Origin of the sequence: Streptomyces sp. GbtcB6 (assembly GCF_019091475.1) — a bacterium.
GTDB lineage: Bacteria > Actinomycetota > Actinomycetes > Streptomycetales > Streptomycetaceae > Streptomyces > Streptomyces hyaluromycini.
Map to the genome: position 1 here is coordinate 37,377 of NZ_JAGXJL010000042.1, position 18,846 is coordinate 56,222.

Below are 18,846 nucleotides of genomic sequence, written 5' to 3' on the forward strand. Positions count from 1 at the left end.
GTATCCGCAGGTGAGCTGGCAAAGCTGGCCGGTCTGCCGGAAAACGGCAGCCGGTCGCGCGGCACGACTCGGAAACGACAGTGGTCACACGAGAAACGACAGTGGTCATTGCGGTCACCGAGCACGGCACCCCCCTACCGCGCCCCACTCCGGAACATCGCGGTCCTTGAGCCCTCCCCTAGAGCCGCTTGATGACGATCCGATGCGGGTGAGATGTACGACGGTATTGATGATTGGACCAGTATGGCAAGGCCTGGAAGTAGGCCTCACGTTTTTGTTGGTTTGGCCGTTACGAAATTTTGGCCGACCTTGTTCTTCAACTCGAACGGATTTTCCCGGCCCGCCGGGATGTCCGTTTGAGAATGCGTTCCACCGGTCGCAGGAGTACCAGCAGAAGCAGCAGAAGGCTGATCGCGCTCACGGCGACGATGCCGCCGCGCCAGGACCAGCGGTGGGTGGCGAGCATGCCCTGGGCGATCAACATGTCCAGGGCGACGGCACCCGCCAGTGCGGTGAGCACGCGGGCGAACGGATCGAGTCCGCGCAGCGTCAGACCGATCGCCGCGGCCGGCGCGGCGATCAGGAAGAACAGCGCGAACGGCCCGCGTAGCGACGAGCCCGAGTCGGTGAGCGCGAGCAGCGCACCGGTCCCGGCGACGGCCGTCGCCACCCCCGCGAGCAGGGGTCCCAGGTCCCTCCCCGGTCCTGGCCGTGCCCGTTCGTCCGCTGTTGATGATGTCTTGAGCCGTATGGTCTGCATGGCCGACTTTGCCCCCCAAGGCGTCGGATGCCGGGCTTCAATGTCGCGCAGCCGAACGGGAGGCGTCAAGCAGGTCTCCGGACATGACCGTTCCCCGGAGACACCTGATGCCTCCGGGGAACAAGTCGCTCGATTCCGGTGCGTTCCGGTGATCGGTTACGACACGAGCTTCAGGAGCTTGTTCGGCGAGCCGGTGCCCACGCTGGTGAGCACGTTGGACGTGGCCCCGTTGACCAGAGCCGTGGCGACCTGGGCCGGGGTGGCCGAGGTGTGGCCCGCGAGGTAGACGGCGGCCGCGCCCGCCACGTGCGGGGTGGCCATCGAGGTGCCCGACAGGACGGCGGTGGCGGTGTCGCTGGTGTTGTAGCCGGCCGTGATGGAGGAGCCGGGCGCGAAGATGTCCAGGACCGAGCCGTAGTTGGAGTAGCTGGCCTTGGCGTCGGAGCTGGTGGTGGCGCCGACGGTGATGGCGGTCGAGACCCGGGCCGGGGAGTACGAGGAGGCGTTGGCGCTGCTGTTGCCGGCCGCGATCGCGTAGGTCACCCCACTGGCTATGGAGTTGGCGACCGCGGTGTCCAGCGAGGTGGAGGCCGAGCCGCCGAGCGACATGTTGGCGACCGCCGGGGTGGTGTGGTTCGACGTCACCCAGTCGATGCCCGCGATCACCCCGGCGGTCGTGCCCGAGCCGCTGTTGTCCAGCACCCGCACGGCGACGATGTTCGCCTTCTTGGCGACCCCGTACGTGGAGCCCGCGATGGTGGTCGCCACGTGGGTGCCGTGGCCGTTGCCGTCGGAGGCGGTGGTGTCGCCGTCGACCGCGTCATAGCCGTAGGAGGCGCGGCCGCTGATCTGGGTGTGGGTGATCCGCACACCGGTGTCGATGACATAGGCGGTCACCCCACTGCCCGCGGCGTCCGGGTAGGTGTAGGTGCCGGACAGCGGAAGGCTCGCCTGGTCGATGCGGTCCAGGCCCCAGGGGGCGCTGGACTGGGTGGTGTCGGTGAGGTGGACCGTCTGGTCCTGTTCGACCGTGGCCACGGCCGGGTCGGCGGCGAGTCTCGCGGCCTGGGTCGCCGAGAGCTTGGCCGAGTAGCCGTTGAGCACCTTGCCGAAGGTCTTCGCGACGGTGCCGCCGTACTCCTTGACCAGGCTCCTGCCCTCGGTCGAGGAGGCCTTGAAGCCGGCGCCGTTCTTGAGGGTGACGATGTAGCTGCCCTTGACGGCCGTGGGGGAGCCGGCGTGCAGCACCCTGCCGGTGGCGGGTGCGGCCTGGGCGGGGAGTGCGGTGAGTCCGCCTACGAGGGCGGCGGCCGCCACGGTGGTGACGGCGGCGAACCGCAGCTTCTGGGTACGCAGATGTGCCATTACGAGGGAGTCCTCCTCTAGGCAGCGCACGCCCGGGTCGGCGCACGCATGTGGGGGTGTGCGCGCGGCTTCGCGCACACGGACCGGGAGCGTCGCGTTCCGCTCACGGACCGAGTAAAGAATCGGTTTTCCCCCGGCAAAGAACAAGGGAGTTGACGACCTGTCACAAGGCTGTCATGGACACGCAATCAAACGCGCCGGGAGCGCGCGGGATCGGTCCGGTTAGGACTGGTTGAGGACCCGAACGGTTTTGGCATGGACACTTCCCGTCAACACGCGTAGTTGGTACGACAGTTGTGGCAGAGATCCTGCTAAAGGGAGGTTCCATGAGACGTTCCCGAATTACGGCATACGTGACTTCACTCCTCCTCGCCACCGGCCTCGCCCTCACCGGGGCGGCCGCGTCGGAAGCGCAGGCCGCGACCGGGGGCTATGTGGCGCTCGGCGACTCGTACGCGTCCGGCGTCGGCGCCGGCAGCTACATCAGCTCGAGCGGCAGCTGCGACCGCAGCACCAACGCCTACCCCTACCTGTGGAACGCCGCCCACAGCCCGTCCTCGTTCTCGTTCCTCGCCTGTTCGGGCGCGACCACCGACGACGTGCTCTCCGGCCAGCTGGGCTCGCTCAGCTCCGCCACCGCCCTGGTCTCGATCACCATCGGCGGCAACGACGCGGGCTTCGCCGACGTCATGACGACCTGTGTGCTCAGCTCCGACAGCACCTGCCTGTCCCGGATCAGCACCGCGGAGGCCTACGTCGACTCCACGCTCCCCGGCAAGCTCGACAGCGTCTACAACGCGATCAGCGCCAAGGCCCCCAACGCCGAGGTCGTCGTCCTCGGCTACCCCCGCTTCTACCTGCTGGGCACGACCTGCCTCGGCCTCTCCTCGGCCAAACGCACCGCCATCAACAACGCAGCCGACTACATCGACACCGCGATCGCCAAGCGCGCCGCCGACCACGGCTTCACCTTCGGCGACGTCCGCAGCGCGTTCTCCAGCCACGAGATCTGCTCCGGCAGTTCATGGCTGCACAGCGTCAACTGGCTGGACATCACCGAGTCGTACCACCCCACCGCGGCCGGCCAGTCCGGCGGCTATCTGCCGGCCCTGACCAGCAACGCGTCCTGAGATCCAGTACTAGAGCTCTAGTACGAAAGCTCTAGTACGAACTCGAAGGCGAAGGCGAAGGCGAAGCGGAGGCCCCGTCGGTCGGGGTCTCCGTCGTCTTGGTGCAGGTGACCGAGAACGGCACCGAGTTGGACGTCGTCTCCACCGGGCTGCGCACCTCGACGGCGATCGCGTCGCTCAGCGTCCCGCTGTCGGACCAGGTCGTCACGGTCACCCCGGTCTGCCGGGTCTTCCCGCCGCCGTCCGGGAAGGACAGCGTCTTCCAGCCCTGGTCGTCGAGCTTCCCGTCCTTCAGCACCCACCGGTACTGCACGTCCGCGGGCGCGCTCCCCACCGTGAACGTCGCCGTGAACGAGGGCGCCTGCGCGGACGACGGCGGGCAGGCCCCCGAATAGTCCGTGCGCGACCCGGCCACACTGACCTTCACACTCTGCGCGGCCGCGCTGCTGCTGGCGGATGCGGACGACGACGCCGACGGGGTCTCCGACTTGGTGCTGCTGCTCTTGCTGGGCGCCGGGGAGCTGAGGTTGCTGGCCGACTGACTCGCCCCCGCGTTGTTGCCGTCGCCGTTGCCGTTGTCGCGGTTGAGGAGGGCGTACGTCAGCCCGCCGAGCGCGAGGACGACCAGCAGCAGTCCGATGAGCAGCACGGTACCGGCCCTGCGGTCCCGGTCGGCGCCGGGCGGCCGGGTGTCCGCCGGGGTGGTGGGGGTGGTGGGCAACGGGGTTGTGGGGGAGGACGGCTGAGGCTGCCTGGAGACGACGGTCGGGGCCTGGTACGGGACCGGCACCGTGGCGGCCGTGCTCGGGGTGCCTCCGGCCGCGACCAACCGCAGGTCGCGCTCGGCCTGTTCGGCCGACAGTCGCTGCGCCGGGTCCTTGCGGAGCAGCCCCTCGATGACGGGGGCGAGCGGCCCGGCCCGGTACGGCGGCGGCAACTCCTCGTCCACCACGGCCCGCAGAGTGCTCAGCGGGGTGTCCTGCCGGAACGGCGAGCTGCCCTCGACCGCCGCGTACAGCAGCACACCGAGCGACCACAGGTCGGACTCGGGGCCGAACGCCCGCCCCAGCGCCCGCTCCGGGGCGAGGAACTCCGGCGAGCCGATCACCTCGCCGGTCATGGTCAGCGCCGAGCTGCCCTCGACCGTGGCGATCCCGAAGTCGGTGAGCACCACCCGGCCGTCGTTCGACAGCAGCACGTTGCCGGGCTTCACGTCCCGGTGCAGCACCCCGGCGGCATGCGCGGCCCGCAGCGCGGACAGCACCTCGGCGCCGACGCCCGCGGCCCGCTGCGGGGACATCGGCCCCTCCGCCTCCAGCACGTCGGCGAGGGACACGCCCTGGATCAGCTCCATGACGATCCAGGGCCGTCCGCCCTCCATCGCCACGTCGTACACCGTCACCACATTGCGGTTCGCGACCCGGGCCGCGGCCCAGGCCTCGCGTTCCAGACGGGCGTACATCCGCTCGACGTCGGAGCCGGACAACCCGAAGGGCGCCCGCACCTCCTTGACGGCGACGTCTCGGCCCAGCACTTCGTCGCGGGCCCGCCATACGGTGCCCATGCCGCCCTCGCCGAGCGGGGACAGCAGTCTGTAGCGGCCCGCGATCACTCGCTCACGGCCCGGCTCTTCGGTCACGGGTGCCCCCCACGGCAGCTCACGCTGATTCATCACAAACGTAACTCAGAGAAGTGCGGATGCGGCCCCCTTGACCACCAGTCCCACCCCCAGCGCCACGACCACGAGCGCCGAGGCGAGCGGGGTGGTCCGGCGGACCAGGGTGGCCATGGGATGGGTGGTCCAGCGAGGGCGTTTGTCCATCACCCGAGTCATTCCCGTACCCAGCTTGACGACGGCGAACCCGGCGGCGGTCAGCGTCAGCGCGAGACCCACACCGTAGGCGACGACGAGAAGCAGCCCGAACCAGGCCTGGCCGAGGGCGGCGGCGCCGACGAGCACGACGACGGCGGAGGGGCTGGGGACGAGGCCGCCGGCGAAGCCGAGGAGGATGGTGCCGCGGAGGGTGGGGGCCGTGGAGTGGGTGTGGGTGAACCCGCCATGACTGTGCGGCATGTTGGTGTGGCCGTGATCGGGGGCTGCGCCCCCGGACCCCCCTTCGGCCTGGACGGCCTCGTCCTCAAGCGCCGGACGGGCTGAGTGGGGTGCGGGCCGGCCGTCGTCCTCGGACGACCGGGTGGTCAGGGAGTGTGGCTGAGCACCGTGGTCATGGCCATGAACATGGTCGTGGTCGTGAGGGTGGTCGTGCCCGTGGTCGTGCGTGTGGCCGTGGCCGTCGTCGCGCGTGTGGACGTGGGCACGGGCGTGCTCGTGTGTCCCGACCAGGGCCAGCTCTCGCTTCTGGGCCACCTCGTGGTGGTGGTCGTGCTCATGGTCGTGATCGTGCCCGTGGTGATGGTCGTGGCCGTGGGCGTCCCCGTGGTCGTGGCCGTGGGCGTGTTCGTGGGCCCTGTTCCGCCAGGCCCTGCGGGTCAGGTTCGCGCCTGCCGCCAGGACCATGAGGCCGCTCGCGATGCCCAGCCAGGCGATCACCGACGGCGTGGCCGCCGAGCCAGCCGTCACCAGGACGCCCAGGGCGACCACGCCCAGGGTGTGGGTGACCGTGACCGACGCGGCGAGCGGGAGGACGTCGCGGAGGCGGGCGCGGCCGCCCCGGGCCGCCGCCGTCGCCGCCATCAGGGTCTTGCCGTGGCCCGGTGCGAGGGCGTGCATCGCGCCGAGGCCGATCGAGATGAACAGCGCGAGCACCGCGAAGCCGACGGTGAGGTGGTGGCGGGCGACCAGGTCGGTCAGGGCCTGGGTCCAGCGGTCGATGCCCCGGGGGAGGATCTCGGCGCCCGGGGTGTCCTGCCGTTCCTCGGTGAGGGCCGGGCCGCCCGGCCGTACGTGGAGGGCGGCGGTGGTGATGTCGGCCGGGGAGGAGAGCAGGTCCTTGGGGTAGCTGGTGAGTTCGTGGGAGAGCGACGTCTTCGGTACGTCCGTCTTCGTCAGCGTCATCCGGTCGCCGCGCGCCGTGATCTCCCGCCAGCCGGGGCCGCTGTCGGTGCCCGCGCTGTGGAAGCCGAGGGTGACGGTGGCGCCCTTCGGGAGGGGCGCGGTGAACCGGCACTCCACGCGCAGCGTGTTCAGCCCGGCCTGGCCGGGCCGCAGCTCGGCGTGGCTCGCTTTGACGGTGAGCGGCGTCGCCTTGCCGTCGACCGTGAGCCTGCTGCCGTCCGCCGCCGTCGTGCAGCGCTGCTCGGCCCACTTGGCCGTGCCCAGCCGCTTCAGGTCCGGCTTGGCCTGGGTCGCCGGGATCTCGGCGAGGTCCTCGACGTGGTCGACGCGGAGCTGTCCGGGGGCGGCGACCAGACCGTCGTACTTGTTGACGGTGAAGTTGCCGAGCGGGTGCGCGCTCGCGCCCGTGGCGGACAGCAGCGTCGCGGCGCAGGCCACGATGAAGACGGCGGCGGTGCGGCGGAGGTTCACTTCGAGTCCTCCAGCGCCTTGCGGGCTGTACGCGCGCCCAGCGGGGAGAAGCCGGGGTTGAGCTTGAGGGCCTTGGTGAGGGCGGCGCGGCCGGCCGCCTTCTCGCCGTTGGCGAGCTCGATCATGCCCTGGTGGTAGATGAAGGAGGCGTTGTGGTAGCCGGTGGCGGTGGCCTGCCGGGTGTACGGGAGCGCTTCCTTGTCCTTGCCGTTGACGTGCAGGGCCCAGGCCAGCGCGTCCGCCGTGTGCACGGTGTGGCGGCGGGCCCACTCGGCGCGGGCGGCCTTCAGCGCCTCGGCCTTGTTGCCGTGGTCGGCGGCGGCGAGGGCGGTGTCGAGGTCGGCGTTGACGCCGTTGGCGCGGGCGAGTGCGATCCAGGCCTCGACGAGCGCGTACTGGTCGTCGGCCTTCTGCTTGTCGCCCTTGGCGTTCCGGTCCTCGTACAACTCACCGAGTTCGACGAGGGGCTGGGGCAGGGGGTAGCGGGAGACGACCAGTTCCATGCCCTTGATGGCATCGGCCCGGTCGCCGCTCGCCGCCTGGGCACGGGCCCGGCCCTCCAGCGCGGGAAGGTAGTTCTCGTCGGCGGCCAGGGCACGGGCGTAGTAGTCCAGCGCGCTCTTGTAGTCGCCCTGGTTCCAGGCGAGGAGGCCGAGCTGGGCGGCCACATAGGAGATGTCGCCCTTCGACGTGGCCGTGGACAGGGCCTGCTGCAGTACCTGCCGCGCTCCCTTCACGTCACCGCGCAGCTCCCGCACATACGCGTACCGGGTGAACACCGGTACGCCCGGCTTGCGTTGGTCGGCGAGGTCGGCCGCCTTGCTCGCCTCGTCGTAGCGGCCGAGTTCGACCAGGGCGTCGATACGGGAGGAGAGGGCGTTCGCGCTGTACGGGTTCTGCTTCAGGGCCTGGTCAGCGTAGGTGAGCGCCTGCGCGAACTCGTGCCGGGCGGCGGCGAGCGCGGCCTCGGCGGCCAGCGCCTGGTCGTTGTCCGGGGTGATCTGGAGCGCGCGCTTGAGGGACTTCTCGGCCTGCGGGTAGCGGGACGGGTCGCCCTTGGTGCGCGCCTGTTCGACGTAGGCGAGGCCGAGGGTGGCCCAGCTGTCGGAGTCCTTCGGCTGGGTACGGAGATGGGCCTGGAGGGAGGCGATCGTCGTGGCGAGGTCACCGCTCGCGAGCAGCGCCGGGTCCACCGCGCTCGACGTGGCCACCGGCGCCGTACCGCCGTCCCGGGCGGCCCCGAAGGCGATCGCCCCGCCGGTCAGCGCGATGGCCATCAGCACGGCGGAGCCGGCGAGCCGGGCCCGCCGCCAGTTCCGCCCCGCGGCGGCGAACCGGCGCAGGGCGGTGACGCGCTCGTCGTCCTTCGTCTCGGCGGGCTGCTTGTCGTTCGTACCCGGGGCCATGCCCTCTCCTAGTAGCTGTCGCGCGGGGCGGCGCGGCCCGCGCCGTGGGGGATTGAGTGGGTGCGGGCCGCGCCAGTATGTGGAGGGCGCGTTGAGCGCCCCGCAAGGGGCGCGGGGAACTGCGCGATCGGCCATCGCCGACCCGCAGTCACCCGACTGCCCTGATGGGAACGGCGATTAGTACGGCCGCTGCATCCTGCGGCGCCACCAGCCGAACGCCGTGCCGATCAGCAGCACGCCCGCCGCACCCGCGGCCGCCGATCCCGCGATCAGCGTCATGTTGCTGTCACCGGAGGAACCGGTCAGGGCGTCGCCCAGCGCGCTCTTCGTGCTGCTCCCGGCCGCGCTCTTGGCGAGCGCACCGCGCGAACCGGCCGTCGGCTCGGCCACGTACGGGAAGTACTTCTCGAAGCTCTTGTCGTTCTTGTCGACCGCGTCGCCCAAGTCGTTCTTGGAGCCGACCAGTTCGCCCTCGACGACCTGCAGCGCCTCGTCGATCACGTCGTCGGTGAGCCGGCGCCCGTTCGGGAAGCCCGCGTTGTCACCGTCCAGGACACCGAGCCGCTTGGGCTTGGCGGTGGGCTTGATGGACGTGTTCAGGCGGAGCATCTCCGACGGCTTCGCCTGCGGCTGCTCGGTGTTGAGGCCCTTGACGCCCGTGAGGAACACGCTGACGAGGTCGTTGCGGGGCTCGGACGGCGCCTTGATGTTGTAGATCGCCTGGATGAGCTTCGGCAGTTCCGGGTTGGTGACGTTCTTCAGGAACTGCGCGTCGTCCTTGGGCTGGGACGCGTTGAACTTGTCCTTGTCCTTCTGCGGGTTGACGACCTCGTTGACCAGCGGGTTGCCGAGGCGCGAGACCTGCGAGTAGTAGCCCTGCGCGTTCCTGCGCTGGGTCGTCGCGTAGATGCCGACGGTCGGGCGCGAAGCCGACTGCCGGATCAGGTCGTTGGGCACCTGGAGGGCGATCGTGTTGACGTTGTAGCCCTTGAGGGTGTCCCGGCCGACCTCGGAGAGGTTGCCGCCGTACAGCAGGTCGAAGACGCGCAGGTCGGCGAAGAACGGGTCGTCGGCCTGGCCGGCGAAGGTCGCGCCGCCGCCCGCGGTCTTGTAGATGGCCTGGGAGCGCAGCTTCGCGTAGTCCGGCATCGACGCCTTGCCGACGTCCGACGGGGCCGCCGGGATGTCACTGGCGATCCTCGTCGTGTGCTGCTGCTTGCCGTTCTTCAGCTTGATCAGGTCAAGGTTGTACGACTGCGTGACGTTCAGGTCGGGGTCGGTCAGGTTGTCGACCACGCCCGTGTTGTAGAGGAACGTCTTCTTGTTCTTGATCTGGGTGCGGAAGGTGTAGCGGAAGATCAGGTCGTCCAGCGCGTCACCGTTGTTGTCGATGTGGATGTCGTACTGGGCGTCGTCCGCGAACTGGTAGAAGTTCGGGCCGCCGGCCGGCTCCTCGAAGGGGATGTAGTCCGACACGATCGTCGTGGTGTCGGACTTGTCCGGGCTGACGAACGCGTACAGGTCGGTGTTGTCGTACTGCGGAGTGCCCGAGATGAGCGGGGCCTCCCGGTGGGAGGAGGCGGAGGCCGCCCCCGGTTCCAGCGCGGCGACGCTGGCGGCTGTGATCGCGCCGGTCGCCAGGGCCCCGCAGATGAGCGTGACAAGGCCCTTGCGCCCCGTGCCGCTCCTGGAGATTAGAGGTGTCATGCCGTCCGTCCCTCGGTCCCAACTTGCTTGACGGACGGGTATACGGAGCAGGAGGGCCGTTTGGATTGGTCCGAAGAAAAAAATCTTTTTTTCATGCTCAACCTGCGTTTCGGGCGCCCGCTTACGTACTTCTGCCGGAGGTGCGTCAGTTGCGAATGCCTGGTGTGGGAGGACGGGCCGGGTGCGGCCGCAGAAGGGGGGACGGGGTGGAGGCGGACGAACTGCTGGTGCTCGTCGCCGGTGGCGACCAGAAGGCGTTCGAGGACCTCTACGGACTGGTGTCCGGGCCGGTGTTCGGGCTCGTACGACGTGTGGTGCGCGACCCCGCCCAGTCCGAGGAGGTGGCCCAGGAGGTGCTCCTCGAACTCTGGCGCTCCGCAGCCAAGTTCGATCCCGAGCGGGGCAGCGCCCTCTCCTGGATCCTGACGCTCGCCCATCGCCGCGCCGTCGACCGGGTGCGCAGCGCCCGCGCGGCCGGCGAACGCGAACAGCGCGAGGCCCTGCGCGCCGGCGAACCCGCTTTCGACCAGGTCGCCGAAACGGTGGAAGCCGGCCTGGAGCGCGAATGGGTACGCCGCTGCCTGGACCGGCTCACCGCCCTCCAGCGCCAGTCCGTCACCCTCGCCTACTACGACGGCTACACGTACCGTGAGGTCGCCGAGCGGCTGAAGCTGCCGCTGGGCACGGTCAAGACACGGATGCGCGACGGACTCACCCGGCTGCGCGACTGCCTGGGAGGTGCCGCGTGAGCCTGGTCGGCCGCCTGCTGCACCGCGAGGACCTGCACTCCCTGGCCGCGCCCTACGCCCTGGACGCCCTGGAGCCCGGTGAGCGGCGCCGCTTCGAGAAGCACCTCAAGGACTGCGACCGGTGTGCCGACGAGGTCCGGGCGCTGACCGAGGACGCGGTACGGCTCGCCTGGTCCACGGCGGCCCCGCCGCCCCTCGCGATGCGCGACCGGGTGCTGGCCGCCGTCCGCGCCACCCCTCAGGAGTCGGCCCCCATCCCCGAGCACACGCCCCAGCTGCCGCCGCACGTCTGGGGCGCCCAGCCGCCGCCGGCCCGGGCCCGGGTGCGGACGCGCCGTCCCCTGTTCGTGCCGTTCGCCACCGCCACCGCGGCCGCCGCGCTGGTCGTCGCCTCGCTGTTCGCGGTGCAGGCCAGCCGGACGCAGGACCAGCTCGACGCCGAGCGGGCCCAGTCGCGTGAGATCGCCCACGTTCTGTCCGCGCCCGACGCCCGTGCGACCAGCAGCAAGGACGCGCAGGGCCGAAGTATCGGAGCGGTGGCCTCCGCATCGGAGGGGCAGGCCGTCGTCACACTGAGCGGGTACGGCGCCCTGTCGAAGGGCCGGGTGCACCAGCTCTGGCTCATGCGCCCCCGTGTGCAACCGCGCTCCCTCGGGCTTTTCAAGGGCGACACCCCCCTGGTCGCCACGGGTCTGGGCAAGTCCGCGACGTCACTCGCGGTGACCGTCGAACCTGCCGGTGGTTCAGTACAGCCCACCAGCCAGCCGGTTGTCCAACTCGCCCTGAAATCGGTTGGATTCGGAGAGTAGTCGGAGTGTAATTGAAGAGGGGTCGTCAACACCCTTGCGGGGAAGGTGAATCCTGTGACCGCGATACACGAGTGCCCCATCGGGGCGATAGGGTTACCCTGCCCGGGCCGGGTGGACTCGTACGGGTGGGGAGTGACATGGATCAGATAACACGCAGCAGGGCGCGGGTTCCTGCGATCAGCTGCGGGAGCAGCGCGAGCAGTTCGCGCCTGGACCGCCATCTGTCGGTGCTGGCGGGTCCCGCCATACCGCAGCAGCAGGCGATCGAGGCGACCTCACTGATGCGTGAGCTCACCGCGCGTGAACCCGCACAGCGCAGCGACCGGGTCGCACGGGTCAGCCGTGTCTCGCTCTTCGCGCCGCTGCGTCGACTGCGCCGTTCGCTGTTCGGCGGCAACAAGCACTGACCGTCTGACCGTCACGCCCGCGCTCAGGCAGCCACACCGTCCCGGCGCAGCGCTGCGATCTCGGCGTCCGTCATCCCCACGGCACGCAGCAGCGCCTCGGTGTGCTGCCCGAGCGCGGGCACATCCCCCATCCGCGCCTCGTCCCCGCCCGGCAGCGTGATGGGCGGCAGCAACGCGCGCAGCGGCCCGACCGGCGACCCCACTTCCCGCCACCGCTCCCGGGCCGCCAGCTGCGGATGCCCGGCCAGTTCACGCAGGTCCCGCAGCCGCGCGCACGCGATGCCCGCGGCCTCCAGCCGTGCCAGCGCCTCGTCGGCGTCGAGCGCCTTCAGGGCCGTCCCGACCAGCTCGTCGGTCCGCGCCCGGTTCGCCACCCGGGCCGCGTTCGTCGCGAACACCGGATCCGTCCCCAACTCCGGCAGTCCGAGCACCTGTTCGGCCAGCCGTCGCCACTCCCGGTCGTTCTGCACCGACAGCAGCACCCGCCCGCCGTCCGCGGTCGGGTAGGCGTCGTAGGGCGCGATCACGGCGTGCGCCAGACCGGTGCGCTCCGGCGGAGTCCCGCCGTGGATGGTGTGGTGCAGCGGATGCCCGAGCCACTCCGCCAGCGCCTCCAGCATCGACACCTCCACCGGCCCGCCCCTGCCGGTGGTCCCGCGTCGCACCAGTGCCGCGAGGACGCCCGAGAAGGCGTACATGGCCGCCGCGATGTCCGCCGCCGGGATCCCGGCCTTCACGGGCTGCTCCGGCGTCCCGGTGACCGACACCAGGCCCGCCTCGCACTGCACGAGCATGTCGTACGCGCGTTTGCCGGCGTACGGCCCCGTCGCCCCGTATCCGGAGATGTCCACGGCGACCAGCCGGGGGTGCGCGGCGCACAGCGTGGCCGCGTCGAGGCCGAGCCGGGACGCGGCACCGTGGGCCAGGTTCTGCACGAACACGTCCGCGTCCGCGATCAGCCGCCGTACGACGTCCAGGCCGCGCGGGTCCTTCAGGTCCAGTGCGATGGACTCCTTGCCGCGGTTGCACCACACGAAGTGCGAGGCGAGGCCGTGGGCGGCGGTGTCGTAGCCGCGGGCGAAGTCGCCGCCGTCGGTGCGTTCGATCTTGATGACGCGGGCGCCGAGGTCCGCGAGCTGGCGGGTGGCGAAGGGGGCGGCGACCGCCTGTTCGACGGCGACGACGGTGATGCCTTCGAGGGGCAACGGAAGAAGGGGCACTGTGGTCTCGTTCCAGGTGCGGGCCGGTGGGGGCTTGGCGCGCCCGCGCGGCGGAGCCGCAAATCTATACAGCCCCGCGCCCCTGAGTCAGTCACATGAGCGTCAGTTGGCCCGCCGGGCCTTCCTCGGCGTGCTCCAGAACCGACGCTGGTCTGCGGGACGTCTCCGGGGGTGGAAGTACGCCCGCTGTCGCCAGGTCGACTGCCGTGATCTGTGTCTTGATCTCCAGGGCGGTCCGCTGCGCGCGTACGTCCGCCAACAAGGACAGGACCGTGATCAGTTCCAGCAGTTCCGAGGTCTGCTGCTGTGGCCATGTCGTGGGGGCGATCGCCGACAGGGTGCCGGGTTCCGCCTGCTGGGTGCGGGTGGTGAACCACGCCTCCAGGACCCGTACCTCGCCCATCCTGAAGTCCCACGCCTCCGGCGGTACCGGGGAGATGCGGCCCTCGTCGAGGTGGAGGGCCTCTTCCTCGGCGTCGTAGAGGATCGTCAGGGGGCGGGCGGGGAGCGGGGCTCGGACGTACGGGCGGCGGCCGCCCGGGAGTTTGGGGCGTTCGCCGTCCCGGCGCAGTAGCCACAGGGCTCGGTGGCCCAGTGTCACGCCTCTCGACCAGAGGTCGGGGTCCTCGGTGAGCGGGACGGTGTGGTCGGCGCGGATCGCCGCCAGGGCCCAGGCCAGGACGTCCGGTGGGGACACCCCCCGGCCCAGCCGGTCGGCCAGGTGCTCCAGCAGGCCCGGGGCCAGGTTCGGTTCCGCGCCCCCCGGCCGGCGGTACAGCGGGCGGATCCGGCCCGCGCGCAGGGTGGGCGGGAGGGAGGTCGCCAGCAACGGCATGCCCTCCGCCGATTCCACCGCGAAGATCTGGTGGTCGTCGGCCACCCGCCACAACTCCGGGCGGGCCGTGTCGATCAGGCGGTGGTCCGGGATCAGCCACTGTTCGTCGAAGGGGGCGGCCAGGACGCGGATCGGGTCCGGGCAGGGGCCCGACGCCTCGGCGAGCGGTGCGGTGCCGCTGGGCCGGCCGGGGAGCTGGGCGACCGCGGAGTGGACCGTGCGGGAGCGGGTCGGCTCGAACAGGGTCTCGCGGTCGGGGCCCTCGGCCTTGAGAAGGGCGTCCCAGCGGGCCTTCAGGGTCGCCGCGCCGGGGGCCGTCGGCCACCCCCGGCCGAGCCGTAGTGGTGCGACGGACCACGGCATGAGGTCCGCCAGCAGCGGAGCGTCGTCGTGCGTCACGCCCGGCATCGTACGACGAGTTCAGGTGGCGTCGAGGGTGACCGTGAAGGAGAAACGGTCGCCCCGGTAGTGGATGACCGCCAGGTCCAGGACCCGGCCGGCGGTGTCGTAGGTGACGCCCGTGTAGTGCAGGATCGGGCTGAGGAGGGGGACCTGGAGCAACCGGGCGGTCTCCGGGTCGGCCAGCCGGGCCTGCACTGTGTCCGTGATACGGCTGATGTCCGCGCCGACGAGGTCGCGGAGCACCTTGGTCATGGGCCGGCGGGCGAGGTCCTCCGGGTCGATGCGCTCGGCCAGTTCGGGGCGGACGTGGTTGCGGGCGTGGTTGGTGGGCTCGCCGGTCTGCTCGTCACTGCGCAGCCGGTGGTACGCGGCCACCTCGGCGAGGTCCGGGAAGTAGTCGGCGAGTTCGCCGGTGACGGGTACCGTGCCGTGGTCCAGCAGCTCCGCCGTCATCCCGGACTGCTGGGCCACGATCGCGTCCACCGAGCCGAGCAGCCGTACCGGGGTGCCCCGGCGGGCGTCCGGTTCGATGAAGGTGCCGCGGCGGCGGTGCCGGCTGATCAGGCCCTCGTCCTCCAGCTCCTTCAGCGCCTGCCGCATGGTCAGCACGCTCACGCCGTAGTGCTCGGCGAGCTGTTCCTCGGTGGGCAGCCGGAGCGGGTCCCGGGGCGAGCGGCCGAGTATCGAGGCGCGCAGCGACTGCGACACCTGGTACCAGAGCGGCAGCTTGCGGTTGAGGACGATCGAGTCCGGGGCGAAGGAGGTCACGGGTCATCCGTACCGGTGGGGGATCTTCAGTGCAAGGGACGGAAGTGGCGTTCCAGGCCCTGCCACACGTCGTCGTAGCGCTGCTGGAGGTGTCCGGCGGTCGCCGCCTGCGGGGTGAGCGTCACCGGCCAGCGGGTCTCGAACATGAATGCAAGGCCGTCGTCCACCTTCTGGGGCTTCAACTCGGCCGCGCTCGCCCGGTCGAACGTCTCCCGGTCCGGACCGTGCGCCGACATCATGTTGTGCAGCGACCCGCCGCCCGGCACGAAGCCCTCGGCCTTCGCGTCGTATGCGCCCTCGATGAGCCCCATGTACTCGCTCATCACGTTCCGGTGGAAGTACGGCGGCCGGAAGGTGTTCTCGCCCACCAGCCAGCGCGGCGCGAAGACCACGAAGTCGACGCCGGCCAGGCCGGGGGTGTCGGAGGGTGACGTCAGCACCGTGAAGATCGACGGGTCGGGGTGGTCGTAGGAGATGGTGCCGATCACATTGAAGCGGCGCAGATCGTAGGCGTAGGGCACATGTGTGCCGTGCCAGGCGACCACGTCCAGCGGGGAGTGGTCATATGTGGCGGTCCACAGGTTGCCGCAGAACTTGTTGACCACCTCCACCGGGCCCTCCACGTCCTCGTAGGCGGCGACGGGGGCCAGGAAATCCCGGGCGTTGGCAAGGCCGTTGGCGCCGATCGGGCCCAGGTCGGGGAGGCGGAAGGGCGAGCCGTAGTTCTCGCACACATAACCCCGGGCCGTGGCCTCCAGCAGCTCCACACGGAAGCGGACCCCACGGGGGATCAGCGCCACATGTCCTGGCTCCACATGTAGCAGGCCGAACTCGGTACGCAGCAGCAGTCCGCCGCGCTCCGGGACGATGAGCAGCTCGCCGTCCGCGTCGGAGAAGACCCGCTCCATGGAGGCGTCGGCGTGGTAGAGGTGCACGGCCATGCCGGTGCGCTGGGTCGCGTCGCCGTTGCCGCCCAGGGTCCACAGGCCGGCCAGGAAGTCCGTGCCGGGCGGCGGCTCCGGCGGGGGGTTCCAGCGCAGCCGGTTCGGGTCCGGGGCGACGTCCGTGAAGGGCGCGGTGCGCAGTCCGCCGTTGTCGGCGGCCCGGGTGAACGCCGGGTGAGCGGCCGACGGGCGGATCCGGTACAGCCAGGAGCGGCGGTTGTGGGCCCGCGGCTCGGTGAAGGCCGTACCGCTGAGCTGCTCCGCGTACAGGCCGAGGGGGGCGCGCTGCGGGGAGTTGCGGCCCTCGGGCAGGGCGCCCGGCATCGCCTCCGAGGAGTGCTCGTTGCCGAACCCGGAGAGGTACGACAGCCTCTCGGCGGTCTTCCGCGCCTCCCCGCGCTCGAACGCGCCCGCGCGGGAGGTACCCCCATCGCTCATGATCGCTCCCTGAACCTGCTGAACCCGAGTGCCATCGATACCTGAGTGCCATCGATTCCTATGTATCACCGTAGGATTGCGCGGGGGTGGGTGCAAGAGGGCCGGGATCATCCGAGCGGGGTATGGCGAGAACCCGACTTCAGGGGGATCCGGTCTGCGGCGCGCTGTTCTACGCTCCCGGGCATGTCGTGGACGCGTGGACTGCCGGGGGCGCTCGCGGTCTGCGTGCTGCTGCTGGTCGCGGCGGCGGGGTGCGGGACCGGGGAGGCGCACGGGCAGCGGGGGGCGGGGTCGCCCTCGCCGGTGGGCAAGATCCTCGACGACACGGACGAGAGCGGGCGCCACTACCGCGAGCTGGACAAGAAGCAGGCGCCCGAGGTGGGCACGGTGGTCACCCCCGACTCGGCCGGCGGCTGGGACGTCCGGCTCGACGTGCACCGCTTCCGCTTCTCCCCGGCGGGCACCGCGGCGAAGGCGGTCGTCGGCCGCGGCCTCGCCTACCTCTTCGTGGACGGCGGCCTGGTGACACGGCTGCGCTCCTCCGCGTACCACCTGCCCGCGGGCCTCGTCCCGCACGGCACCCACCACATCACCGCCCGGCTCTACGCGGACGACGGCACGGTATGGGCCGTGCGCGGCAAGCCGGTGGAGAGCACGGCGGACGTCACGGCGTCGGGCGCGGAGACGGCGTCGCCGTCGGCATCAGGGGTCGCGCCCGCTACTCCCACCGCCCCCGCCACCGCCGCCTCCACCTCTGCCGGCAGCGCCGCGAGCAGCCCGGACGCCGGATGAGTGCATGGGCCATCCGTCCGCGTACTGGGGGGCGAGGTTCACCTGATCCCGGCGGAAAGGCATCATGAAGCCCGTGCCCCAAGCGACATCGCTTCGCAAAGCGCCCGTGCAGCGCCGCAGCGCCGAACGGCTGACCAGGATTCTCGACGCCTGTGCCGACCTCCTCGACGAGGTGGGCTACGACGAGCTGAGCACCCGGGCCGTCGCGGTGCGCGCCGGGGTGCCCATCGGCTCGGTCTACCGCTTCTTCGGCAACAAGCGGCAGATGGCCGACGCCCTCGCCCAGCGCAACCTGGAGCGCTACTCCGAGCGCGTCACCGAGCGGCTGAAGGAAGCGCCGAAGGGCGACTGGCGGACGGCGATGGACGCGGTGCTCGACGAGTACCTGGCCATGAAACGCACCGCCCCCGGCTTCTCCCTCGTCGACTTCGGCAACCAGATCCCGGTCGGCGCCCGCGACGCGGAGCCGAACCACCGGGTGGCCGACCGGCTGACCGACCTGCTGGCGGCGTACGTCGGCCGCGCCCCCGACGAGGCGCTGCGCCGCACGTTCCTGGTGGCGGTGGAGTCCGCCGACGCCCTGGTCCACCTGTCCTTCCGGATGGCCCCGGAGGGCGACGAGAAGATCATCGCGGAGACGCGGGAACTCCTGCGGGCTTATCTGGCCCGAGTTCTGGACTGACCAGGTTCCCGCAGCCGCCCCGTTGCTAAGGTGATCCGGCGCTTGGGTCGCGCACGGGGGGAACGCCATGGCTCGGGTGGTCTGCATCCACGGCATAGGGCAACAGCACACCGGGGAGCAGGAGTTGCGAGGCTCCTGGCACCCCGCGCTCTCCGACGGCCTGCTGCGGGCCGGCGCCACCACCGCCCTCGCGGCGGACGACGTGCGCTGTGTCTTCTACGGCGACCTGTTCCGCCCGCCGGGCCGCACTCTCGCACTCGGCGACCCGCCCCTGGACGCCTCCGACGTCGAGGACGGCATCGAGACCGAACTGCTGCTGGCATGGTGGGCGGAGGCGGCCCGCACAGACGCCGCGGTGCTGCCGCCCGACTCCCGTACCCTGGCCCGCACCCCGCGGGCCGTGCAGCGAGCCCTGGGCGCCCTCAGCCGTTCCCGGTTCTTCGCCGGTGTCGCGCTCCGCGGCCTGGTCCTCGACCTCAGGCAGGTCCGCCGCTACCTGTGCGACCCGGAGCTGCACGACGCCGTCCAGCAGCGGGTCGCCGACGCGATCACGGAACGCACCCGGGTGGTCGTGGGCCACTCCCTGGGCAGCGTCGTCGCCTACGAGGCACTGTGCGCCCACCCGGACCGGCCGGTGCGTGCCCTGCTGACGCTGGGCTCGCCGCTGGGCATCCGCAACCTCGTCTTCGACCGGCTGCGCGTCGGCACCACGGGCTCGCCCGGCGACTGGCCCGGTTCCGTACGGTACTGGACCAATATCGCGGACGAGGGTGATGTCGTCGCCCTGGTGAAGGACCTGCGGCCGCTGTTCGGCGAGCGGGTCAGGTGTGAGGTGGTCCACAACGGGGCACGGGCCCATGACGCGACGAGGTATCTCAACACCGCCGAGGCGGGCCGGGCGGTGGAGGAGGCCTGCCGGGACACGGGGGAGGCCGGGGCATGAGC

17 protein-coding genes are annotated in these 18,846 nt (G+C 71.1%); 7 read left to right on the plus strand and 10 right to left on the minus strand.

Annotated features, from left to right (window positions below):
• Positions 1–316: 316 nt before the first annotated feature.
• On the minus strand, positions 317–670 hold the full coding sequence (locus KVT45_RS42450; RefSeq protein ID WP_308311029.1) for a hypothetical protein: 354 nt from the start codon (positions 668–670) through the stop codon (positions 317–319).
• Positions 671–916: 246 nt separating this feature from the next.
• On the minus strand, positions 917–2,125 hold the full coding sequence (locus tag KVT45_RS42455) for a S8 family peptidase (protein WP_217554830.1): 1,209 nt from the start codon (positions 2,123–2,125) through the stop codon (positions 917–919).
• A 326-nt stretch (positions 2,126–2,451) separates the two neighbouring features.
• Between KVT45_RS42455 and KVT45_RS42460 the strand changes: the two genes are divergently transcribed.
• The gene (locus KVT45_RS42460) at positions 2,452–3,255 is read left to right on the plus strand and encodes an SGNH/GDSL hydrolase family protein (protein WP_217554832.1); all 804 of its coding nucleotides are present in this window, start codon (positions 2,452–2,454) and stop codon (positions 3,253–3,255) included.
• A gap of 31 nt (positions 3,256–3,286) precedes the next feature.
• On the opposite strand, the gene KVT45_RS42465 is transcribed toward KVT45_RS42460, so the two are convergent.
• The 4 genes from KVT45_RS42465 to KVT45_RS42480 all read right to left on the minus strand — a co-directional run bounded on the left by KVT45_RS42465 (position 3,287) and on the right by KVT45_RS42480 (position 9,855).
• Positions 3,287–4,894, minus strand: a complete 1,608-nt coding sequence (locus KVT45_RS42465; RefSeq protein WP_308311030.1) for a protein kinase — start codon at positions 4,892–4,894, stop codon at positions 3,287–3,289.
• Positions 4,895–4,939: 45 nt separating this feature from the next.
• The gene (locus KVT45_RS42470) at positions 4,940–6,709 is read right to left on the minus strand and encodes a nickel transporter (protein WP_308311031.1); all 1,770 of its coding nucleotides are present in this window, start codon (positions 6,707–6,709) and stop codon (positions 4,940–4,942) included.
• Positions 6,710–6,738: 29 nt separating this feature from the next.
• Positions 6,739–8,148, minus strand: a complete 1,410-nt coding sequence (locus KVT45_RS42475; protein ID WP_254648157.1) for a lipopolysaccharide assembly protein LapB — start codon at positions 8,146–8,148, stop codon at positions 6,739–6,741.
• Positions 8,149–8,325: 177 nt separating this feature from the next.
• Positions 8,326–9,855, minus strand: coding sequence for a DUF4331 domain-containing protein (locus tag KVT45_RS42480; RefSeq protein ID WP_217554839.1), 1,530 nt, complete (start codon positions 9,853–9,855; stop codon positions 8,326–8,328).
• Positions 9,856–10,061: 206 nt separating this feature from the next.
• Here KVT45_RS42480 and KVT45_RS42485 point away from each other — a divergent pair, with 206 nt between their 5' ends.
• The 3 genes from KVT45_RS42485 to KVT45_RS42495 all read left to right on the plus strand — a co-directional run bounded on the left by KVT45_RS42485 (position 10,062) and on the right by KVT45_RS42495 (position 11,820).
• The gene (locus KVT45_RS42485) at positions 10,062–10,604 is read left to right on the plus strand and encodes a sigma-70 family RNA polymerase sigma factor (protein WP_217554840.1); all 543 of its coding nucleotides are present in this window, start codon (positions 10,062–10,064) and stop codon (positions 10,602–10,604) included.
• Complete coding sequence (locus KVT45_RS42490) at positions 10,601–11,413, plus strand: anti-sigma factor (RefSeq protein WP_217554841.1); 813 nt, start codon at positions 10,601–10,603, stop codon at positions 11,411–11,413. The genes KVT45_RS42485 and KVT45_RS42490 overlap by 4 nt, the downstream gene beginning before the upstream one ends.
• Positions 11,414–11,550: 137 nt before the next feature.
• On the plus strand, positions 11,551–11,820 hold the full coding sequence (locus KVT45_RS42495; RefSeq protein ID WP_217554842.1) for a hypothetical protein: 270 nt from the start codon (positions 11,551–11,553) through the stop codon (positions 11,818–11,820).
• Between the two features lie 23 nt (positions 11,821–11,843).
• Here KVT45_RS42495 and KVT45_RS42500 read toward each other — a convergent pair whose 3' ends face one another.
• The 4 genes from KVT45_RS42500 to hmgA form a co-directional block, all read right to left on the minus strand.
• A complete protein-coding gene (locus tag KVT45_RS42500; RefSeq protein WP_217554843.1) occupies positions 11,844–13,040 on the minus strand; it encodes a CaiB/BaiF CoA-transferase family protein in 1,197 nt (398 codons plus the stop codon).
• Between the two features lie 91 nt (positions 13,041–13,131).
• Positions 13,132–14,283 (minus strand): type ISP restriction/modification enzyme, encoded by a 1,152-nt coding sequence (locus KVT45_RS42505; RefSeq protein WP_217554844.1) that lies wholly within the window; start codon positions 14,281–14,283, stop codon positions 13,132–13,134.
• Between the two features lie 12 nt (positions 14,284–14,295).
• Positions 14,296–15,045 carry a GntR family transcriptional regulator gene (locus KVT45_RS42510; protein WP_217554846.1) on the minus strand — a complete coding sequence of 250 codons (750 nt, stop codon included), beginning with the start codon at positions 15,043–15,045 and terminating at the stop codon, positions 14,296–14,298.
• A 26-nt stretch (positions 15,046–15,071) separates the two neighbouring features.
• The gene (gene hmgA, locus KVT45_RS42515) at positions 15,072–16,427 is read right to left on the minus strand and encodes a homogentisate 1,2-dioxygenase (protein ID WP_217554847.1); all 1,356 of its coding nucleotides are present in this window, start codon (positions 16,425–16,427) and stop codon (positions 15,072–15,074) included.
• Between the two features lie 183 nt (positions 16,428–16,610).
• Between hmgA and KVT45_RS42520 the strand changes: the two genes are divergently transcribed.
• The 3 genes from KVT45_RS42520 (at position 16,611) to KVT45_RS42530 (ending at position 18,844) form a co-directional block, all read left to right on the plus strand.
• A complete protein-coding gene (locus KVT45_RS42520; RefSeq protein WP_217554848.1) occupies positions 16,611–17,219 on the plus strand; it encodes a hypothetical protein in 609 nt (202 codons plus the stop codon).
• Positions 17,220–17,283: 64 nt separating this feature from the next.
• Positions 17,284–17,901, plus strand: coding sequence for a TetR/AcrR family transcriptional regulator (locus KVT45_RS42525; RefSeq protein WP_217554849.1), 618 nt, complete (start codon positions 17,284–17,286; stop codon positions 17,899–17,901).
• 67 nt (positions 17,902–17,968) lie between these two features.
• Positions 17,969–18,844, plus strand: a complete 876-nt coding sequence (locus KVT45_RS42530; RefSeq protein WP_217554850.1) for an alpha/beta hydrolase — start codon at positions 17,969–17,971, stop codon at positions 18,842–18,844.
• The last annotated feature ends 2 nt before the right edge of the window (positions 18,845–18,846 follow it).

Coding starts and splice junctions, on each gene's coding strand:
- KVT45_RS42455 (WP_217554830.1), bottom strand. CDS start 2,125: ATGGCACATCTGCGTACCCAGAAGCTGCGGTTCGCCGCCGTCACCACC.
- KVT45_RS42460 (WP_217554832.1), top strand. CDS start 2,452: ATGAGACGTTCCCGAATTACGGCATACGTGACTTCACTCCTCCTCGCC.
- KVT45_RS42475 (WP_254648157.1), bottom strand. CDS start 8,148: ATGGCCCCGGGTACGAACGACAAGCAGCCCGCCGAGACGAAGGACGAC.
- KVT45_RS42480 (WP_217554839.1), bottom strand. CDS start 9,855: ATGACACCTCTAATCTCCAGGAGCGGCACGGGGCGCAAGGGCCTTGTC.
- KVT45_RS42495 (WP_217554842.1), top strand. CDS start 11,551: ATGGATCAGATAACACGCAGCAGGGCGCGGGTTCCTGCGATCAGCTGC.
- KVT45_RS42505 (WP_217554844.1), bottom strand. CDS start 14,283: ATGCCGGGCGTGACGCACGACGACGCTCCGCTGCTGGCGGACCTCATG.
- hmgA (WP_217554847.1), bottom strand. CDS start 16,427: ATGAGCGATGGGGGTACCTCCCGCGCGGGCGCGTTCGAGCGCGGGGAG.
- KVT45_RS42520 (WP_217554848.1), top strand. CDS start 16,611: ATGTCGTGGACGCGTGGACTGCCGGGGGCGCTCGCGGTCTGCGTGCTG.
- KVT45_RS42525 (WP_217554849.1), top strand. CDS start 17,284: ATGAAGCCCGTGCCCCAAGCGACATCGCTTCGCAAAGCGCCCGTGCAG.
- KVT45_RS42530 (WP_217554850.1), top strand. CDS start 17,969: ATGGCTCGGGTGGTCTGCATCCACGGCATAGGGCAACAGCACACCGGG.